Raw genomic sequence first — 18,511 nt, forward strand, 5'->3', positions numbered from 1 at the left:
AAAGCCGCTGTTTCAGCGGCTTTTTTTTACTTAAATTTCAGGAGTAGAAAGTTGGCATTTTTATACGAGTATGGATTATTTTTGGCCAAGGCCGTGACACTGGTCGCTGCGCTTGGCGCAATCATCGCGATGATTGTTGCTGCAAGCCATAAACCAAAGTCTCAATCAGGTGAAATCGAGCTGACGGATCTGTCAAAGCGTCTGGACGAAGCGAAAGAGCAGTTTCTGGCGCAAACACTGGATAAAAAAGCGCTCAAATCTCATGTCAAGCAACAAAAAAAGGCTGAGTCGGAGCAGTCCGATGATACACAAAAGCGGGTCTTTGTGGTTGAATTTTGCGGCAGCATGGATGCCCATGAAGTGGAAAACCTCAGAGAGGAAATCACTGCGATTCTGACCATTGCTGATACTAAACAGGATCAGGTGGTGGTGAATCTGGAAAGTGGAGGCGGGGTTGTACATGGGTACGGACTGGCAGCTTCTCAGCTTCAACGTGTAAAAGATGCTGGCCTGCCACTGACAGTGTGCGTAGATAAAATTGCCGCCAGTGGTGGCTATATGATGGCCTGTGTGGCGGATAAAATTGTTGCCGCACCCTTTGCCATTGTCGGTTCTATTGGGGTAATTGCCCAGATGCCAAACTTCAATAAGTTGCTGAAAAAGAACGACATCGACTATGAGCAGATTACGGCTGGTGAGTTCAAGCGGACCCTGACTCTGTTTGGGGAGAACACGGACAAAGGACGCGAAAAGTTTCGTGAGGAAGTTGAGCATACCCATGGCCTGTTCAAGCGCTTCGTCAGTGACAACCGCCCCAACATGGACATAGACAAGGTGGCGACTGGTGAGCACTGGCTGGCCAGCCATGCTTATGAGTTTGCTCTGGTAGATGAACTGCGTACCAGTGATGACATATTGCTGGATCTGAATAATGCACATCAGCTCTACCAGGTGCGCTTCAAACTTAAGAAGCCACTGGCAGAAAAGCTGGGTGTAGGATTAAGCCTGAGCCTGGAGAAAGGGGCAATGCGGCTGTTTTCGAAGTGGCAAAAATCAAGTTACTAGTGATACCAATTTCAGTTAATACCTGTTCAATTTGAAGGAGCAAATATGACGCTGACGGCGTTAAAAATTTCTTATTTAGAACCTTTGCCTAAGGTATAAGTTCGCAAATTTTTTCCTCGCCTACATGGATGTAGGTGCCTCAGCGATAGCAGGACGCGGTAGCGATGTTATCGACCCTATTTTCTCGCCTCAAAATAGAACACTTAATTAAACAAATTGGTATGACTTCTTCAGCGTCAGATCTGGATCACAGGGTTTGGTGCAAATTGGTTTTAATACGGATTGGTATTATGTGCACTTCATTGCACAACTGAGAGAATGACTTTAGACAGTGCCTCCTGGAACCGGAGGCACTGTAAACAGGCTAGTGTAGCTAGTGTATCTGGTACATGGCCGCTGAAGTAGACAGGAGCAGGTTCAGCTTCCCTTTACTATCTTGTCGGGCTTTAATCGCATTGTCTGACACTACCCCCGGTAATGCCGGACTTGACCATAAAGGATTACCTTTGGAATCAGTGTAGAAGATCTGTGATGAGACTTCAGAATCCCAATGGTTGTTGCCGTTTTGTGTTACCAGAATGAGCTCTTGTGAGGTTGTCCGGGTTGGAGATACCATAATATCTTTGACCTGCATATTGAGGCTCCGCTGATGAACCTGCTGCAGAACATTGTTAACAATCTCATATATGTAGATCGTTGCAGTATGCACTTGATAATAGTGTTCAGACACTTGCAGGCACAGCAGCTCTTGCTCGGGGTCCTGGTCATAGTTAAAAAATGCAATACGGTTGCAACTTTGATCGACGAAGCTTAGCTGTTCAAAGCTGTTGCCATTTGATTTAAGCAGTTTGAGCGTATCCTCAGCGACTGCCAGATTAAGCGCTTCACCATAATGTGCGCTAAAGTCAGACAGGTTGTATGATGATGTGTTGTAACTTGCAATTAATGACTCGTTGTATACATCAACAAACTCCACGCTACGAGAAGTACTATAAATGGCATCCGGGATGTTATCGCCATTAGCATCTGCCCCTGTAACGCGCTTCAGCGATGCGCCTGAATCGATATTCAGCTGGTAGGATACTGTTTCAGTTTTGATGTCCATTACAGCCAGGCTTGTGGAATATACTTCCGTTGTCGGTAGCAGTAGCTGGGCAACGCCGTTTTGATAAAAATCTGCTGCATGCACAGATGCGTCATAGTGCCAGTTGCTGGAAATTGGCGCTGACAAGCCGTAGTTACCAGTTGTATCCATTGTCAACACACGGCTGTTGTCATAACCTGAATTTGTTCTGGGAACAAAGAAGATGGCACTATCCGATGCTTGATCAAGACTTGACCAGCCGGCCGGAACGTAGGAATCCAATTGCGTCGCAATCGCATCTTTACGCACTGTGGGTGTTGCATCGTCTATATCGGCTGTGACCAGCATATCTGCTCCGCTATGGCTCAGACCGCTGCCCCAGAGCAGCTCCAGCTTACCATCATTATCACTGTCACCTGCGGTCAAGGAGGTTGAGCCATGATCGACCATATCAATTGACCATAACTCCGAGATCGTATTATCCGCTGTCACGTCATATGCGTGAATATTACCCCACTGACAATCACCCACTAATAATTCATCATCTGCATCATTGTCCAGATTCGCAGCAGCGATCGAGCAGGTTCCGCCGCTATATAAAGAGTGAGTTGCTAACAGCGATTTAGTCTCAGGTGAGTACAACGCCAGTCCATCTCTTATACCAGCTAATTCTTGCGAACCATCTCCATTGAAGTCTCCAGTGGTCATCAGGCCACTGTAAAACGTCGTGCCCATTGCCCATTGATTCTGCCAGTCTTTAGTATCATAAATAAGTCCTGAGTTGAGTATCAGTTCAAGCTGGTTATCGTCATCCAGATTGGCAAAGTGTACTGTTTTTGTGTCATTAAGCGCTGTCTCAAACAACATTTTCGTGGTGTCCTTAAGACTGAAAACGCTGAGTGACGCTGCATCACCGTAATAGCCTTCACCGTGAAGCAATGCAATTTCAACGATGCCATCGCCATCGGTATCTTGAACGGTACCGGCAGAGATTTTTGTCTCAGAGGTAAAAATGCTGACAGCTTCACTGTTGAGGTCATTAATCAGGCTCACGCCGGATTCAGTGATAACAATTATTTCACTTTCACTGTCCGCATCCGTATTTGCAGCGGCGATTTGCACCACTTTTCCATTTGTGGGTAGCTTGTACGGATAGAGCCACTTTTGCTTGGCCTCTTCATTTTGTTGTTCCAGCAACATAATGCGCCAGTTGTTATCTGTTGTCAGTATGTCGTTTTTATTGTCTCCGTCAAAGTCGGCAATCACGATATTTCTCTGTCCCGAAGGGACCTCTATTCCGGAGCGAGCGATGGGCAGTGCTTTATTGGTTGTCACCCTGACTTTTTCAGTAACAATGGAACCTTGCTCACTGTCCTCTCCAGGCGTAGAGAATGAAAAATAGTACTCCTGTGAAGAGAAGAGCGTATCCTCAGGGGCAGTCCAGGTTATCACGCCATCGTCATTCATAGTTGCGCCGTCTGGTGCCGAAATAAGCTGAGTTACTGACGTATCGTTTGGTTTGTCAGGATCTGAAAGAACGGGAGTAAATGATACTGTTTGCCCTGCTGCAATCGCTCCATCTAGTCCCTCTAGCGTCAGTTGAGCAGGAGAATCTTGAAGTTCCAGGCTTAATGTAGGGCTTAAAACGACATTCGCTGAATCTGAAACGACCATGGCGACTTCGAGCGTATCTCCAAAAACGGCAATACCTGCAGGGAGCGTATTGGATGTTTGTCCTTCAATAATTTGGCCATTAAGGTACCAACGAAAACTGACTTCCAATTGATCCATAGCCGTATCAGGATCTTCGTAATAGCCATTCTCGACACTGATGGGACTGGTTGCGAAATATACATCGCTATAGTTTCGCTCTGGGGAGTACGCAATTGGCGGCAGGGACATTAAATCGAGTGCCACAGGTGTTATTTCACCCAGTTTAGCAGAGACAAACTGCTCCATATTGGTAAGGTATGTGCCCAGATCATACTGACCATCTTTATTGCTGTCTTCATAATAAGCAGTATTTGAGTAGTTGAAATCCAGGGTTATATTTTTATCACTCCCTTCAAAACGCAGTTCACCTTCTTGGAAATTAGGTGAATAGCCGTACATTTCTTTTCCGGCCAGGGTCAACACGCCCTCATTACTGAACGTCAGAGTACCTTCGAGCTGCAAGTTTTCATGGTAATCCATGTGGTTATTGTAATTACTCTCGCTGACCGTGAGCTCTGAAACTATTTGATTGCTACCATCCACTTCGACCAGGATATGCTGTTTGATGCTACTTGTATTTTGTCCAGTGGCAGTGTCATAACCTGAAGAAGTGATGAAGCTACCGGTTAATTTGATTTGTTGCTCTGTACTTGAACTGGTCAAATTGTTAAACAGCATTGCCACTTCACCATTGGCACCCGAATTAGAAGCGATAGCGACGGTGACGGAACCATCGATTTTTTCATTCTCATTGTACGTGACACAGTTCGAGAACTTTGCCAGCACGGCACCATTGCCTTGTCCGTCAACTTTACCCTGATAGCTAACCTGACCGGATGTGGGGCACTGAGAAGTACCGCTAATTGACCCATCACTGGAAACGTGATTCTGTAAATAAGGCATATCCATGTCTGAGAACCCGGCGGTTGAACCATCAAACAGATGTATAAACCCTTTTCTCAGCAATTCATCATCCAGCTTGGCTGGCGTTGTTGCTCCTTTGTATCTGTTACTTATCAGCGCTGAAGCTGCTTGTGATAGCTCAGCAATAGATTTACCCGATGGGTCGTCCAGGACTCTGATTGATTCATTTTCTATTTTTTGTTGTTCAGTCTGGGTTTGATTACCATCGCCGCTGCCACCGCCGCAACCGGAAAGTATGGCCGTTAAGGCTATCGTTAGAGGAGTAACTTTGAATTTGTTCATATTTTTGCTGTCCCTGTTTTATGGTTTTATAAATCGGCGATATTCTAACAGATTTGAGCGTGGAATCTAAATGTGTACAAGTTTAATTGGAAGGGAGTTCTGGTAGTGGAGTATTCGTTGGGTAAGGCATAACGGCTCTAAGTTCTGTTGGGACGTCGACGGGTCCGAGGTACTACAAGACTGTCATGAAGGTTTTATGCTTAATCTGATAGTTCAGGGCGAAAGATTACTTGCTGTAAAGAAACTGTGTCTGCTGCCAGTTTATGCCACTTCGATACTGTTACCTGCAACTCGACATAACCTGCTGTGACTATGTTGTCAAACTGGACCGTATTCAGGTGATTAATCAGGCTCGTTATAGCCGGGTTGTGGCAAACCACAGTAACGTCATTACATTCATCAGGTAACAGGTGCAGGCAGTCCATCAGGTCGTGTGCGTCAAAGGTATAGAGCGCCTGAATTATTTCAATCGGTTTAGTCATATTACACTGGGTATGTAGTATGCGAGCAGTGTCGTGGGCACGTTTTGCCCGGCTGGTAAAGACATGCGAATCAGGCAGAGGACCCAGTTGCCGGGCAAGTGCCTGGGTGCGACGAACACCCTTAGGCCTGAGGGGGCGGTCAATATCGTGCAGCGTCGGCTCCTGCCAGCTCGATTTAGCATGGCGAATAAGTCTGAGAGTTTTATTCATAGAAGCCCTGACTGCATATAAACCCAATTTCACTTAATAGCTTGTTCAATTTGACGGAGCAAATACGACGCTAACTGTGTTAAAAACTTCTCATTTAGAACCTATACCTTAGATATAGGTCACAAATTTTTGCCTCGCCTATATGGACGCAGGTGCCTCAGCGCCAGCAGGATGCGAGAGCGGTGTTATCGACCCTATTTGCTCGCCTCAAAACAGAACACTTAATTAAGCAAATTGATATCACTTTTTCTAGTGTAGCCTATGGTGTAGCAAACAGCTGGTTTTCGAGTGTATTGCCGTTGATCAACTGTTTATATACCCAACCGTGATGATGGCAAAGTTCAAGCAGCGCGATATCCAATGCTACTTGGTGAGTATCGTATTCAATGACAAACTCATCAGGCTGTGACTGACGAACGTGTTTCACACCGTCTAGCCGGGCAATATGTGACTGCATCTGGCTGTCTGGTTGCTTCACTTGCAGGGTTAAGTATGCGGTGTCTGAGCCATTTTGTCCGTATCTCTGGTGACTGGTGAGTTTTCCTTGCTCCAAATACAGGACTGTATCGCACAGGCGTTCCAGTTCGCTCAGGTCATGAGAGCTCAGTATAAACGTCATGTCTTTGCTCAAATCGGCGACCAATGTTCTGATCGCTTTAGCATTGATGGGATCCAGACCCGCCGTTGCTTCGTCCAATAGTACAATTCTAGGCTTCCCAATCAAAGCTTGCGCAATACAGATGCGTTTTCTCATACCGTGGGACAGCTCTGAGGCCTTTGCATTGATTTGATTGCTGAGATCGACTTGTTCGAGGACCCGTGCAGTCTCATGCTGAGCTTGTGCACGACTTAAGCCCTGTAACTGGCCATAAAACGTTAACTGCTTACCCACTGAAAAACGCGGATCAAGTTGAGCATCCTGTGGCAAAGCACTGAGTACACCAAACAAGGAGCTATCGCCGGGTGTGTGGCCCAATACGCGAACGGCCCCTGAGTCGGCTCTTAAAAAGCCGCACAAGATACTAAACAGTGTGGTTTTGCCTGCTCCATTGGGACCAACCAATGCAATGGTATGGCCCTGATCTATGGTGAAGCTCACTTTATCCAGCGCACACTTGCTGCCAAAGTGCTTGGTCAGTTCGTTGACTTCAATGACGAATGACGTTGACGTACTCATAGGTCTTTCCTTTTCATTAGCCAGTATGCGGCGCTAAGTAGTGCCAAAGATTGCAGCAGGGGTATCACAATGGCGTGCCAATCGATATTGTACCAGGGCGCAATACTACTGATATGCACTCCGGGCAGCAGATAATATAACCAGTCAGCCAGTTCAATGTGAGATACCAGATATCCAATCAATAAGTTTCCTACCGTGAATAACAAACTGGCATAGATGATACTCAGACGTGCAGAGCTTGCCAGCAGGTTGAGTAAACTCATCAGGGCGATAAAGGGTAGTGTGGTCAGCACCAGAAACGCGATAATTGAGGTCAATTTACCGAGTCCACTGAACGCCAGCGCAGTGTCTCGTGTTAGCATAAGGACCCAGGTTGCAAGGGCTGAGGCCAGGATTAATGCCAGTAGAATGAGCGCCTGCCCTGCAAATCGACCGAGCATGATTTCACTGCGAGTGGCCCGTAATGTCAAAAATCTGAGCGTACCACGCTTGCTGTCTTCTACGGTCTGATCAGCGCTGACGAATAAGGTAAAAACCGGAAAACTGAACAAAGCTATGATCCAGTAGACCGACAGTTCTGCCTCGGGCCAGCGTGCGAGCGAATATAATCCCACTGAGCCGGCTATTTGAACGGCAATATCGGAAAACTCGGGGCTATTTAGTACTGAAACCGAATGATAGATTGGGTAGCGTAAGATCATCAGCCACACCATAATGAAAGCCGCCAGTGCCAGCCAGCCACGTTTTGTGGCAAACAAGCGCGTCAGTTCAAACTGACTTAATAACATGATTCTTTTTAGTGACATAGTGCACTCCTTTTGCCGATACCTTAACGCATAAGTGAGTGATTGGAAAAGCTGAGAATTGTTTCAGAGTGTGGCGCGTTTAAAAAAGGAGCCGATTGGCTCCTTTTAAAAGTGTTTAAGCTAACGGATTACCAACCGCACTGGCGGTTTTTGTTTTGCTCATCCAGATAGGTCTGAAGTGGTGCAAAGTAATCCAGGATAGCGGTGGCATCCATTTGCTGGCTACCAGTGACGCTTTCCAGCGCTTCCTGCCATGGACGGCTGCTACCCATTTCGAGCATCGCATTCAGGCGCTCGCCAGCTTCTTTTGAGTTGTAAACAGAGCAGCGGTGAATGGCCTCTTTGTTACCTGAAATTTCGCACAATGCTTTGTGGAATTCAAATTGCAGAATATGCGCCAGGAAGTAACGTGTGTAAGGGACATTACCCGGTACGTGGTATTTTGCACCTGGATCAAAGTCGTTTTCAGTACGCGTAACTGGCGCCTGAAGACCCTGATATTTCTCACGTAATTCCCACCAGGCTTTATTATATTCAGCCGGGCTGATCTCACCTGAGTATACTTTCCAGCGCCATTGGTCAACTAGCAGACCAAAAGGAATGAAGGCAATTTTGTCCAGTGCCATCTTCATCAGCAGACCAATGTCTTTTGACTCGTCAGGGACTTGTTCCAACAGGCCAATTTCTTTCAGGTAGCCAGGTGTAACCGACAGGGCAATCGTATCACCGATTGCTTCATGGAAGCCGTCGTTGGCACTTTCCTGATAGTACAGTGGTAGCTTGTTATAAGCGCGTTGATAGAAGTTGTGTCCTAACTCGTGGTGGATCACAGAAAATTCTTCACCAGTGCGCTGGATACACATCTTGATACGCAGGTCGTCTTTATTATCCAGGTTCCAGGCAGAAGCGTGACACTGTACGTCACGATCCTGTGGTTTGGTGAACAATGAGCGTGTCCAAAATGTTTCAGGCAGTGGTTCAAAGCCCATCGAAGTAAAGAACTTCTCTGCACCTTTAACCATTTTAATTTCGTCGTAATTGTGCTTTTCAAGCAATTCGGTCACATCATAACCTGGATCAGCGTTTTCAGGCGCAACCAGGTCATAGATGTTGCCCCATTGCTGGGCCCACATATTGCCTAGCAGGTGAGCCGGAATAGGCTGATCCTGAGGGACTTTATCTTCACCATATTTTTCGCCTAACTTGGCACGTACATGACAGTGCAGCGAGTCATAAAGTGGTTTGACCTGGCCCCAGATACGATCTAGTTCTTTGGCAAAGTCATCAGCAGGCATATCGTACTTGCTGCGCCACATGGCTCCCGTATCACGATACCCTAGTTCCTGTGCCCCTTCATTTGCTAAAGATACGAGATCTTTATAAAGCGGGCGCATTTGTGGAGAGACCTGGCGCCAACCTTGCCAGATATCCAACAGTTCTTCGTAGTTACGACTGTTAGCCATTTTGGAGGTCATGTCACCCAGGCTCATGCATTTGCCGTCTTTACAATACTTTCCCTTACCGTACATGCCGTCAAGCTCAGCAGATAGCTTAGCGAGATCGGCTGTTTTTTCTGCGTCTTTAGGGGCTGGTAAAGTCAGGTTCAGTTTAAGCTTATCCAGTTTGCGACGGTTATCATAGCTCAGCTCCAGCTCATCAAACTTTGCAGCTTCATTAGCCAGTGCAACCAGCTTTTCGGTGTATTCCTGACTAACATCGGCTGCCAGTGACGCGGTATCTTCGGTGATAAAGTTAGCGTAGATCCAGGCTGAACGTGCACTGCGATAGCTTAAATCCTGGAGCTCTTTTTCTGCTTTGGTCAGAAACGCTTCCGCGTCTTTTTCCGTTAAGGTTGAACTGGTTGTTGAGTTACATCCACTCAGAGAGAGTGCCCCGGCAACCACTAAGGCGCCCAGGCTGAGTTTGAATTGTAGTGCCATCATTGTTCCAATTATCGTTATTAGAATGTTGATGATACCAGTGTCGAATGAATGCGACAATTCACACCAGACAAGCGGTGTAAAAATATTGAGATAAGTAGCATTTGTTCCATACTTAAAGCGCCATTAACTGGAAGGTGCTCATACCATGTGGTTACTGATACTCGTCATTATTGCAGTGTGTTTCATTTTTTATATCAAGGAAGTCAGGCTGAAAGTCGTGTCGGGCCCGGCCATGGCGTACTTCAAGCGTGCGCTCCCACAATTGTCACAAACCGAGCGCGAAGCGATGGAAGCCGGGGATACCTGGTGGGACGCCAGTTTGTTCAGTGGCAAACCAAACTGGTCGCACTGGTTACAAACGGGTAAACCTGCACTGAGCGAACGGGAGCGGGACTTTATCGAGCATGAGCTGGCTGAACTCATGACGATGTTGGATGAAAGTCAGATCTGCGCTGCTGGCGACTTGTCGCCAGATGTTTGGCAGTTTTTGAAAGAAAAAGGCTTTTTTTCTTTTATCATTCCCGAAAAATTTGGTGGGAAAGCGTTCAGTGCTCAGGCAAATTCGGCCATTGTCGCGCAAATTGCGACCCGAAGTTTATCGGCGGCAGTGACTGTGATGGTGCCCAACAGCCTTGGGCCTGCTGAGCTGCTACTTCATTTCGGTACAGCGCAGCAACAGCAGAGCTGGTTGCCCAGGCTTGCCGATGGTTCCGCCTTGCCTTGTTTTGCACTCACATCGCTCGAGGCGGGATCCGATGCTGGGGGGATCACGGATTTTGCTGTTGTGTGTAAGCAAGAATTCAATGGCGAAATGACCTTAGGTCTCAAGGTGAGTTGGCAAAAGCGTTATATTACGTTAGCACCCGTGGCGACCGTATTGGGACTGGCTTTTAAAGTATACGATCCCGACCACTTGCTGTCTGAACAAAGTGAATTAGGTATTACCTGTGCTCTGATACCGACTGACCATGAAGGTGTTAAGGTTGGCCCCAGGCATGATCCTATGGGTCTGGCGTTCATGAACGGCACGACTGAGGGGCAGGGGGTGTTTATTCCGCTAGACTGGGTCATCGGCGAGCAAGAGGGCATAGGAAAAGGGTGGCGTATGTTGGTGGCTTGTCTGAGCGCAGGGCGGGGTATCTCTTTACCTGCGTTGAGTGCCGGTACAGCACAACTGAGCGCCAGAGCAACGACGGCGTATTGCAGTGTAAGGCGACAGTTCAAACAACCTTTGTGTCGATTTGAAGGAGTTCAGTCAGTCTTAGCCCGAATTGCCGGGCTGAGTTACAGCATAGAAGCGACGCGGCAAAATACTGCTTTGGCGATTGATTTGAATAAGAGCCCGGCAGTTATTACGGCAATTGCCAAGTACCACCTTACTGAAATGGCACGGATAAGTGTCAATGATGCAATGGACTTACATGGCGGCAAGGCGATTCAAAGAGGCCCCCTGAACTATCTGGCTCTGCATTATCAGGGGATGCCAATTAGCATTACGGTTGAAGGGGCAAATATCTTGACGCGTAACCTGATGATTTTTGGTCAGGGGGCGACCCGTTGTCACCCTTATGTGTTGAAAGAAATGGCGGCAGTACAAGAACAAGATGCGGAAATAGCGTTGTACCAGTTCGATAAAGTTTTGACAGATCATCTGGCACACAGTTGTAAAACTTTTCTTAAAGCGTCTTTTAATGGGCTGACCTTAGGTTTCTTTTCAACTTCACCCGTTGGCGGCGAGGTTGCGAGGTACTATAAGACTTTAACCTGGTATAGCCAAATCTTAGCGATTCACAGTGATCTTGCGATGCTTGTACTCGGCGGCAAGTTAAAGCTACAAGAAATGCGTTCAGCCCGATTAGGGGATATGCTAAGTCACCTCTACCTGGGTTCTTGTGCACTGAAAAAGTTTGAGGATGATGGTCGACAGTGTAGCGATTTACCTCTGTTGCATTACGCAATGCGCTATCACCTGAGTGCGTTTGAGCAGGCCTGTAAGGGCTTTGTTGACAACTTTGCACCAGATGGACTTAAAACAATTGCAAGAAGGTGGTTTATGCCTTTTGGTAGTGGTTTTTCGGGGCCTTCGGATAAGCTCGTGATTGAGTTGTGTGACAGCTTGTATCGCAATAAACTGACTCTTGCCCGCGTTAGCAGTTTGTGCTGTACTTCTGGACATGCCGGGCTGGATGCACTAGAGCAGGCGTTTAAGTTGTTTCCAAAATGTGAGCAAGGGTTACATAAGTTTGAACGTTGGCAGAAAGCTCATCAAACAAATTTGCTGGCTTTAAGCACCGATGAACAACTTGCGATGGCAGTCGCTGAGTGTGTTCTCAATGAAGAAGAACGCGAATTACTGGTCGATTGGTTTCGATTGAGTCGCAAGGCTTTGAGTGTGGATGAAAACGCCTGATGTATTTGTATTTAGCTGTGTGGTAACCAGACTATGTCATTACTGAGTTTTTTTGTGTGGGCCGCCTTTGTTGGACTCACACAAATGAAGCTGTTACCACTTGATAGCGAAATTAAGTTGAAGTACTGAGTTAACGGGCAAAAGGGTCTGCATTAATTTTATCAACGTACCACTCGCCCTTGCGCCTGATAAGTTGAACGCTGCGCATGTCGTCAACCTGCTCTCCATGTAACATGCCGGTGAAAATCAGGTTGATCCTGGCTTCGTTACCATATTGTTCTCGCAGGCTCTGGTTGGTCATATCCACCTCTATGGTCACCTGATCGTACTGCATGTTTACCAGATTCCTGGCAAACTGAGATGGCGTGCCGTATGAGCGCATAATCCTGCCCATACGAGGGGTGGAGCGACTTAGCGCCAGTTCCATGTCTTTCTTATTGTACAGTGCGTCAAAAAAAACCGTAGCTGCATATCCCGGGGTATTTTTATCTCCACGAGCCGCATCATCATCACCACAGCCGGACAACATCAATAGGATTACAGTTGAAAAAGTAAGTAGTAATTTCATATTAGTAGTGATTAAGGTGATTATGACTTTAGTTTGTCTTCTAATCGGGCTTTTGTAAAGTACAGGCTGGTAAAATACGGCGTGATATGCCGGGAATCACAACAGATAAGAGGCTAGTGATAAACAGTTGCGGTATTTTACCGCAACTGTTTGAAAGATAACTTACTCAATGTCGCATTTTAGAGTCCCGCGACGTGTTCGGTAGCAAATTTCTCTGGTGTAGAGCAACAGGTCTTGCGGTAATACGTTTTCGATTAGCTTGGTTTGCGTGTCACCGTCATAACACTTGATGTCTTTGTTACTAACCAGACAGGTGAGGGCCCCGTTTGCCAGCACTTTATGTACGGTTGCATTTTCCGCAAGTAGATCCGTCAGCTCGGTGCCTCGACTACCCCAACACTGCCAGCTGGCATCGCTTAGCTGAGCACATACATTGTTTGCGTCGACGGCGTTAAGTTTTGTTGCAAGCAATTGTGCAGGTACGTTTTTCACTGGATTATCGCCCTTAGCATTACAAACGACAGCACCATAATTGCCAAGCAAGCAGGCATAGTCGCCTTTAGTGATCATTTGCTTGAGTTCAACAGGCGCATCCAGGGGGAGTGTTTGACCCAGTATTTCACGACAAGATTCAAATTTACCACCCGTCACTTTGCAAACATAGTCATCCCCTCGGACAATGTAGTTGTTTTCATATCTCAGTTTGACATCACTATAGTCGCTCTTGTCATGCTCATCTGTGGCGTGAAATTCAAACGTCAGCGTGCCTTCTGTTTCACCATTGTATTTGATAGAGGCACTGGTATCAGACACCTGCTTAATGGTTACATTATCATCTGTATTCTGTGCCTGCCAGTGACTCGGCATGCCTGGTTTATTATTCAGGTGGAAAACCTGTCCAAAGACCTGTGCTTCGCTACCCATTACATAGGTCTCTTCTACGCCTGCATAGGGGACGACGATGGCGTCATGAGCCGTGCCAAGGAGTGTACTTTCACGCACAATATCACCGGCTTTAGCTGTGATCTTGATGACAGCCAGGCCTTTTCGGGTAATCGTTTTCTTATGCAGGTTCAGCGTTAAATTCTGACCCGTATGAATCGTTTGAAGGGTATCATAGGGGTCGTAATCACTGCTTGAGACTAAGACTTCTTCGATATCAACGTGGCCATTAAATGCCAGGTCTAACGTGGCTGGGACGTCCGGATAAATGGAAAATTCGCCGGGGTCTCTGACTATCATCAGGGTTTCAGCTGCTGTTCTGTTTACATAGGTGAAATAAGCATAGGTGGATCGTTCAGTACCATTTTTGAGCTTCACTTTGTACTCAATTTGTGGAGAAGTTTGAATGATGTCTTCGTCCGGGATGGTAATCACGAGTTTATCGTTCGATTTTTCCAGTAGGTCATCTCTAAAGTTAGTAATATTCCATGAAACACTTTCAACATCATCGAAATTCGTTAAATTGGAATGCACTGTGATTGTTTGTCCCGGCACCGCGAGCGAGCGGTCCATGGTGAGCTCAAGGCCCTGCAAGTCGGTGACGTTTTGCACCACAACGGATGTCTCAGCCGTTTTTTTGATGTTGCCCTTCATCGTCACCGTGAGCAGCAGGGTAAAAGTCTGGTTTTCACTTACTTCTGGGGCGCTAAAAGTATAGGCAGCTTTGCCCTGAGTTTGTTGAGAAGGCTGAGGTGTACCCTGCCATTGCCACTCATAGCTGATTATGTCATCTGTATTGACTGTTGTTGCCTGGATTGTCAGCGAATTTTTTTCATTCACAACAACCTGCTCAGGCAGGCTGACACTGAGTGATGGTTCAGATTCTGGTGCCAGTGTGGCTTTGATGGTTTTGGTGATGACTTCGTCACTGGTTGTAATTTCGAATATAATGTCAAAGTGCTGTGTTTGAGTGATTTCAGGTAGTTCGAAACTAAAGGTACTTTCCCCTGCGCGGGTATCAAAACCCGATTGGGTTGTCTGATTGGCCAGTTCAAAGCCATCGGTGCGCCAAACAACTTTTTCGATATCAGAGTTCATCGCAAACACAGCTGTGATGGAAGCATGCCCTCCACTGTACAGTGTCAGGGTGTCGGCAAGTTCTATGTATCCAGCTGTTGATTTTGGCATAACAGTGACTTGCCAATTTTTGCTGACCTGGTTTTCGTGGCTGTCTGTCACCGTATAGGTCAAGGTGACCTCAGTTTGCTTACTGACGTCCGGGAAGATGACATGATGTAAGGTGTTGCTTGCTGTGACGAACTTCACACCAGGCAGTGAGCTTGTCCATTCCCCCGTCACAGTATCATTCTCTGGGTCCGATACTGAGGTGGTAAGAGACAATGTGTCACCAGCATTAATGAGTGTGTTACCTGTTAAGCTGACCAAGGGCGCTTGATTTACGTTTGTTTGGGCGCGATCTGAAGCCGGGGCTTGGTCACCTCCGGAAGAGCCGCCACAGGCAGCGAGGATCCCAAAGGTAGAGAGCAGTAGGTAGTTTCGCATTTTTCATTCCTTTATTGCGTTTTTATTTCGAACAGCAGAGTACACCAGAGTGGTGTGATTTTGGAAACGTTTATTTGTGAAATTGTGTATTTTAAACGAACGATAAATTTAAACGAATTTGCAGCCAAATGACGTGAAAATAAAAGCCCAGTGTAATACTGGGCTTAGTTGGTTGGGTAGAACTATGAATCGTGATTGCTAGTTTTGTTGCAATACCTCTGTGCTTGTTGGCTGTTTTTTGAAGCGCTTTATCAGGCGCTTAAGATCTTCCAGCGCGACGTATTGGCAGGGGATCAGAATTAACGTAATCACCGTTGCGAACAACACGCCAAAAGCCAACGAAACAGCCATGGGTATAACTATTTGAGCTTGCAGACTGGTTTCCAGAAGAATAGGGACCAGGCCTATAAATGTGGTCAGTGACGTCAGTAAAATTGCTCTGAAACGTCTGCACCCAGCCTCAACTACGGCTTCTTTAATGGTCATACCTTGCTCACGTGCCTTATTCACAAAGTCAACCATCACCAGAGAGTCATTGACGACCACACCTGCGACAGCAATGATGCCAAAGAATGACAGGCTACTCATGGTCATGCCCAGTACCATATGGCCAAATACTGCGCCAACTACGCCGAATGGGATCACAGACATGATCAGTATCGGCTGAGAGTAAGAACGTAAGGGGATAGCCAGCAGTGCAAAAATAATCATTAATGATAAAGCAAAATCACGAATTTGCTCGGCTACACTGTCCATTTCTTCCTGAATACGACCTGCAACACTACTGCTGACACCCGGGTAGTTCTGAAGTAGTGATGGCAGGTATTCATCACGGATCTCTTCAGCTATTTTGAATGGTTCAGCCTGATCTGTGTCAACGGACGCCCAGACATTGATGGTACGTTTAGCATTTTCACGACGGATCCGGTTAACCCCTTCGACCAGGTGGATATCGGCGATTTCTCCAAGCGGTACTTCTGCGCTACTTGGCGTAATGATCCTGACCGCCTGAATATCGCTGATTGTGTTACGCTGCTCTTGTGGGTAGCGGATCATCACTTTGATTTCTTCACCACGGCGCAGTATACGCTGTGCTTCCAGACCGTAGTAACTGAAGTTTACCTGAGAGGCAACATCAGCCAGTGTCAGCCCCATGCTGTAGGCCAGAGGTTTAAGCTCGAGTTGTACTTCTTCGGTACTCGATTGCATAGAATCATTGACATCACCGACCCCTGCAATGGTACGTAGTTTCTCTTTAAGTTTGCCCGCTACTTCCTGTAAAGTTTCTTTATCTTTACCCTCCAGGCGGAAGCTGATATCGCCGTCATCCCGTCCGCCATTCATAATGCTGTCCTGAATGTTTAGCGACTTCACACCTGGCAGGGGGGGCATATTTTCACGCCATAAAGCACTGAGCTCAAAGGTATCGATTGGGCGTTTGTGGGGTTCAACCAGAATAGCCATGATAGATGCCGTAGTACGCCCGCGCAGGTTCACAGACAGATCTTTGATCATCTTAGTGCCATATTCAGCCTCAAGCTGTTTCTCAACATCCAGAATTACCTGCTCAACTTTTTTAGCTGTAGCCAGTGTTGCTGATTCGGAAGATGACAGGTTCATATCAATTGTGATGCGAGGGAAGTCATGGGGGATTTTCGGGTTTGCAACGAACTTAACCAGGCCGCCTGCAAACATACCGCCACTCACAATGATGATAGACAAAAATGCCACAATCACTGTGTATCGGTAATGAATACATTTTTCTATAAACGGGCGATAGAGATTTTCAATGAAGTTTTTCAATGCACCATCAATGAGTGCTCTGACGCGATGTAAAGGATTTTTGGGATTGTCGGGGCGGTCCTTCATGGCTGCAAGGTGTGCTGGCAGGATCAGTTTAGACTCAACCAAAGAGAACAGCAGGCATAAAATGATGACGCCGCCGATGGCCTTAGAAAATGCAGCCGCCGGACCCGTTGCAAAAGTCTGAGGTAAAAACGCCGCGACCGTGGTCAGTACGCCAAATGTGGCTGGGATTGCAACGCGTTTAACACCCCGAACCACATTATCCAGACTATGGCCGTGTTTCTCAATCTCGGCATGAGCGGACTCACCGACAACAATCGCGTCATCAACGACGATGCCAAGCACCAGAATAAAGGCAAATAGAGAGGCAAGGTTAATTGTGACGTCCAGCATGCCCATTGGCATAAATAAGAACGCACCCAAAAATGATACTGGCAGGCCCATCATGACCCAGAAAGCTAAGCGGACGCGTAAGAACAAAGCCAACATTAGCATAACCAGAATACCACCCCACATCATGTTTTCTATCATCATGTTAAGGCGGCCTTCGAGATAGTAAGTCAAATCAATAAAGGGCTCCAACTCAACGCCCTGGGGCAGTTGGGTTGCTTTATCAGCCAGGTAAGTTTTCATGACCTGAGCGACTTTGGTGATATCTTGATCTTTTGACGCCCGAACCTCGAATACCAGTGAATTTCTGCCGTTATAGCGAGAGTAAAGCAAGCCTTCCTCAAAGCCGTCGGTGACTTTCGCAACATCGCCTAATTTAATTTGCGCGCCATCTGCAAGTGTCAGTAAAGGGAGCTGTTCAAACTCATGCCCACGGTAGGCCTGATTTTCAACCCGCATAGAAATATAGCCATTGTCAGAGCGGATCTGTCCGGCGGACATGTTTGCTGAAAAGTTTTTAACAGCTTCAGAAATATCTCTGAATGTCAGGCCATACTCACGCAGGCGATCTGGACTGATTTCGATACTGATCTCGTAGTTCAGGCCGCCATTAAAGTCGACCAGGTTTACGCCCGGCAGGGCAAGCATCTCATCGTGTATTTCATTCCCCAGTTGTTTTAGCTGGTGGAAATTCATCTCACCATTGAGTGACAGCCACATCACTTCCTGCTCAAACTTATCACGGCGAACGATAGGTCGTTCCATCCCGGCCGGGAAGGTCGAAATGGAGTCAACCTGCATTTTTACTTCATCCAGCACTTCCTGTGGATCATACTTTTCTTCGACTTCGATCCAGGTTTGTGAGAATCCGCGGTTGGAATAGGTGATCAGGCGCTTGATGCCTTCCAGCCCTTCCATGGATTCCTCTACTTTGATGGTGATCCCTTCTTCCACTTCCTGTGGCGCAGCCCCTGGGTAGACAGCCTGCACACTCAACCAGTTATTCTCAAACTGGGGAAACATTTGCTTGCGGATAGTAAAGGCGCTGAGTAAACCACCCACCAGAATAAAAATCATCAACAGGTTGGCTGCAACTGGGTTGCGAGCAAACCAGGCAATTAAGCCTTTTTCGCGAGAGCCTTCCAT

General features: G+C 46.9%; 10 protein-coding genes. 2 read left to right on the plus strand and 8 right to left on the minus strand.

What is annotated here, in order from left to right:
* The first annotated feature begins 51 nt into the window (after window positions 1-51).
* Window positions 52-1,065, plus strand: coding sequence for a protease SohB (gene sohB / locus NH568_RS02460; RefSeq protein ID WP_253044401.1), 1,014 nt, complete (start codon window positions 52-54; stop codon window positions 1,063-1,065).
* A 373-nt stretch (window positions 1,066-1,438) separates the two neighbouring features.
* On the opposite strand, the gene NH568_RS02465 is transcribed toward sohB, so the two are convergent.
* From NH568_RS02465 to NH568_RS02485, 5 genes are all read right to left on the minus strand, one after another.
* The gene (locus NH568_RS02465; RefSeq protein ID WP_253044402.1) at window positions 1,439-5,068 is read right to left on the minus strand and encodes a VCBS repeat-containing protein; all 3,630 of its coding nucleotides are present in this window, start codon (window positions 5,066-5,068) and stop codon (window positions 1,439-1,441) included.
* Window positions 5,069-5,268: 200 nt separating this feature from the next.
* A complete protein-coding gene (locus NH568_RS02470; RefSeq protein WP_253044403.1) occupies window positions 5,269-5,760 on the minus strand; it encodes a phosphoglycerate mutase family protein in 492 nt (163 codons plus the stop codon).
* A gap of 259 nt (window positions 5,761-6,019) precedes the next feature.
* On the minus strand, window positions 6,020-6,937 hold the full coding sequence (locus NH568_RS02475; protein WP_253044404.1) for an ABC transporter ATP-binding protein: 918 nt from the start codon (window positions 6,935-6,937) through the stop codon (window positions 6,020-6,022).
* Window positions 6,934-7,743 (minus strand): ABC transporter permease subunit, encoded by an 810-nt coding sequence (locus NH568_RS02480; RefSeq protein ID WP_253044405.1) that lies wholly within the window; start codon window positions 7,741-7,743, stop codon window positions 6,934-6,936. Before NH568_RS02480 ends, NH568_RS02475 begins: the two co-directional genes overlap by 4 nt.
* Window positions 7,744-7,871: 128 nt before the next feature.
* Window positions 7,872-9,683 (minus strand): M2 family metallopeptidase, encoded by a 1,812-nt coding sequence (locus NH568_RS02485; protein ID WP_253044514.1) that lies wholly within the window; start codon window positions 9,681-9,683, stop codon window positions 7,872-7,874.
* A gap of 148 nt (window positions 9,684-9,831) precedes the next feature.
* On the opposite strand from NH568_RS02485, the gene NH568_RS02490 reads away from it, so the two are divergent.
* Window positions 9,832-12,096: an acyl-CoA dehydrogenase gene (locus NH568_RS02490; protein WP_253044406.1), complete on the plus strand. Its 2,265-nt coding sequence runs from the start codon at window positions 9,832-9,834 to the stop codon at window positions 12,094-12,096.
* A gap of 130 nt (window positions 12,097-12,226) precedes the next feature.
* Here the strand turns inward: NH568_RS02490 and NH568_RS02495 are convergent, their stop codons facing one another.
* From NH568_RS02495 to NH568_RS02505, 3 genes are all read right to left on the minus strand, one after another.
* Complete coding sequence (locus NH568_RS02495) at window positions 12,227-12,664, minus strand: hypothetical protein (protein WP_049863006.1); 438 nt, start codon at window positions 12,662-12,664, stop codon at window positions 12,227-12,229.
* Between the two features lie 162 nt (window positions 12,665-12,826).
* Window positions 12,827-15,169 carry a hypothetical protein gene (locus tag NH568_RS02500; RefSeq protein ID WP_253044407.1) on the minus strand — a complete coding sequence of 781 codons (2,343 nt, stop codon included), beginning with the start codon at window positions 15,167-15,169 and terminating at the stop codon, window positions 12,827-12,829.
* A gap of 198 nt (window positions 15,170-15,367) precedes the next feature.
* Complete coding sequence (locus tag NH568_RS02505) at window positions 15,368-18,511, minus strand: efflux RND transporter permease subunit (RefSeq protein WP_253044408.1); 3,144 nt, start codon at window positions 18,509-18,511, stop codon at window positions 15,368-15,370.

Origin of the sequence: Pseudoalteromonas sp. XMcav2-N (genome assembly GCF_024124545.1) — a bacterium.
Taxonomy (GTDB): domain Bacteria; phylum Pseudomonadota; class Gammaproteobacteria; order Enterobacterales; family Alteromonadaceae; genus Pseudoalteromonas.

Coding starts and splice junctions, on each gene's coding strand:
- NH568_RS02465 (WP_253044402.1), bottom strand. CDS start 5,068: ATGAACAAATTCAAAGTTACTCCTCTAACGATAGCCTTAACGGCCATA.
- NH568_RS02470 (WP_253044403.1), bottom strand. CDS start 5,760: ATGAATAAAACTCTCAGACTTATTCGCCATGCTAAATCGAGCTGGCAG.
- NH568_RS02475 (WP_253044404.1), bottom strand. CDS start 6,937: ATGAGTACGTCAACGTCATTCGTCATTGAAGTCAACGAACTGACCAAG.
- NH568_RS02480 (WP_253044405.1), bottom strand. CDS start 7,743: ATGTCACTAAAAAGAATCATGTTATTAAGTCAGTTTGAACTGACGCGC.
- NH568_RS02485 (WP_253044514.1), bottom strand. CDS start 9,683: ATGGCACTACAATTCAAACTCAGCCTGGGCGCCTTAGTGGTTGCCGGG.
- NH568_RS02490 (WP_253044406.1), top strand. CDS start 9,832: ATGTGGTTACTGATACTCGTCATTATTGCAGTGTGTTTCATTTTTTAT.
- NH568_RS02495 (WP_049863006.1), bottom strand. CDS start 12,664: ATGAAATTACTACTTACTTTTTCAACTGTAATCCTATTGATGTTGTCC.
- NH568_RS02500 (WP_253044407.1), bottom strand. CDS start 15,169: ATGCGAAACTACCTACTGCTCTCTACCTTTGGGATCCTCGCTGCCTGT.
- NH568_RS02505 (WP_253044408.1), bottom strand. CDS start 18,511: ATGGAAGGCTCTCGCGAAAAAGGCTTAATTGCCTGGTTTGCTCGCAAC.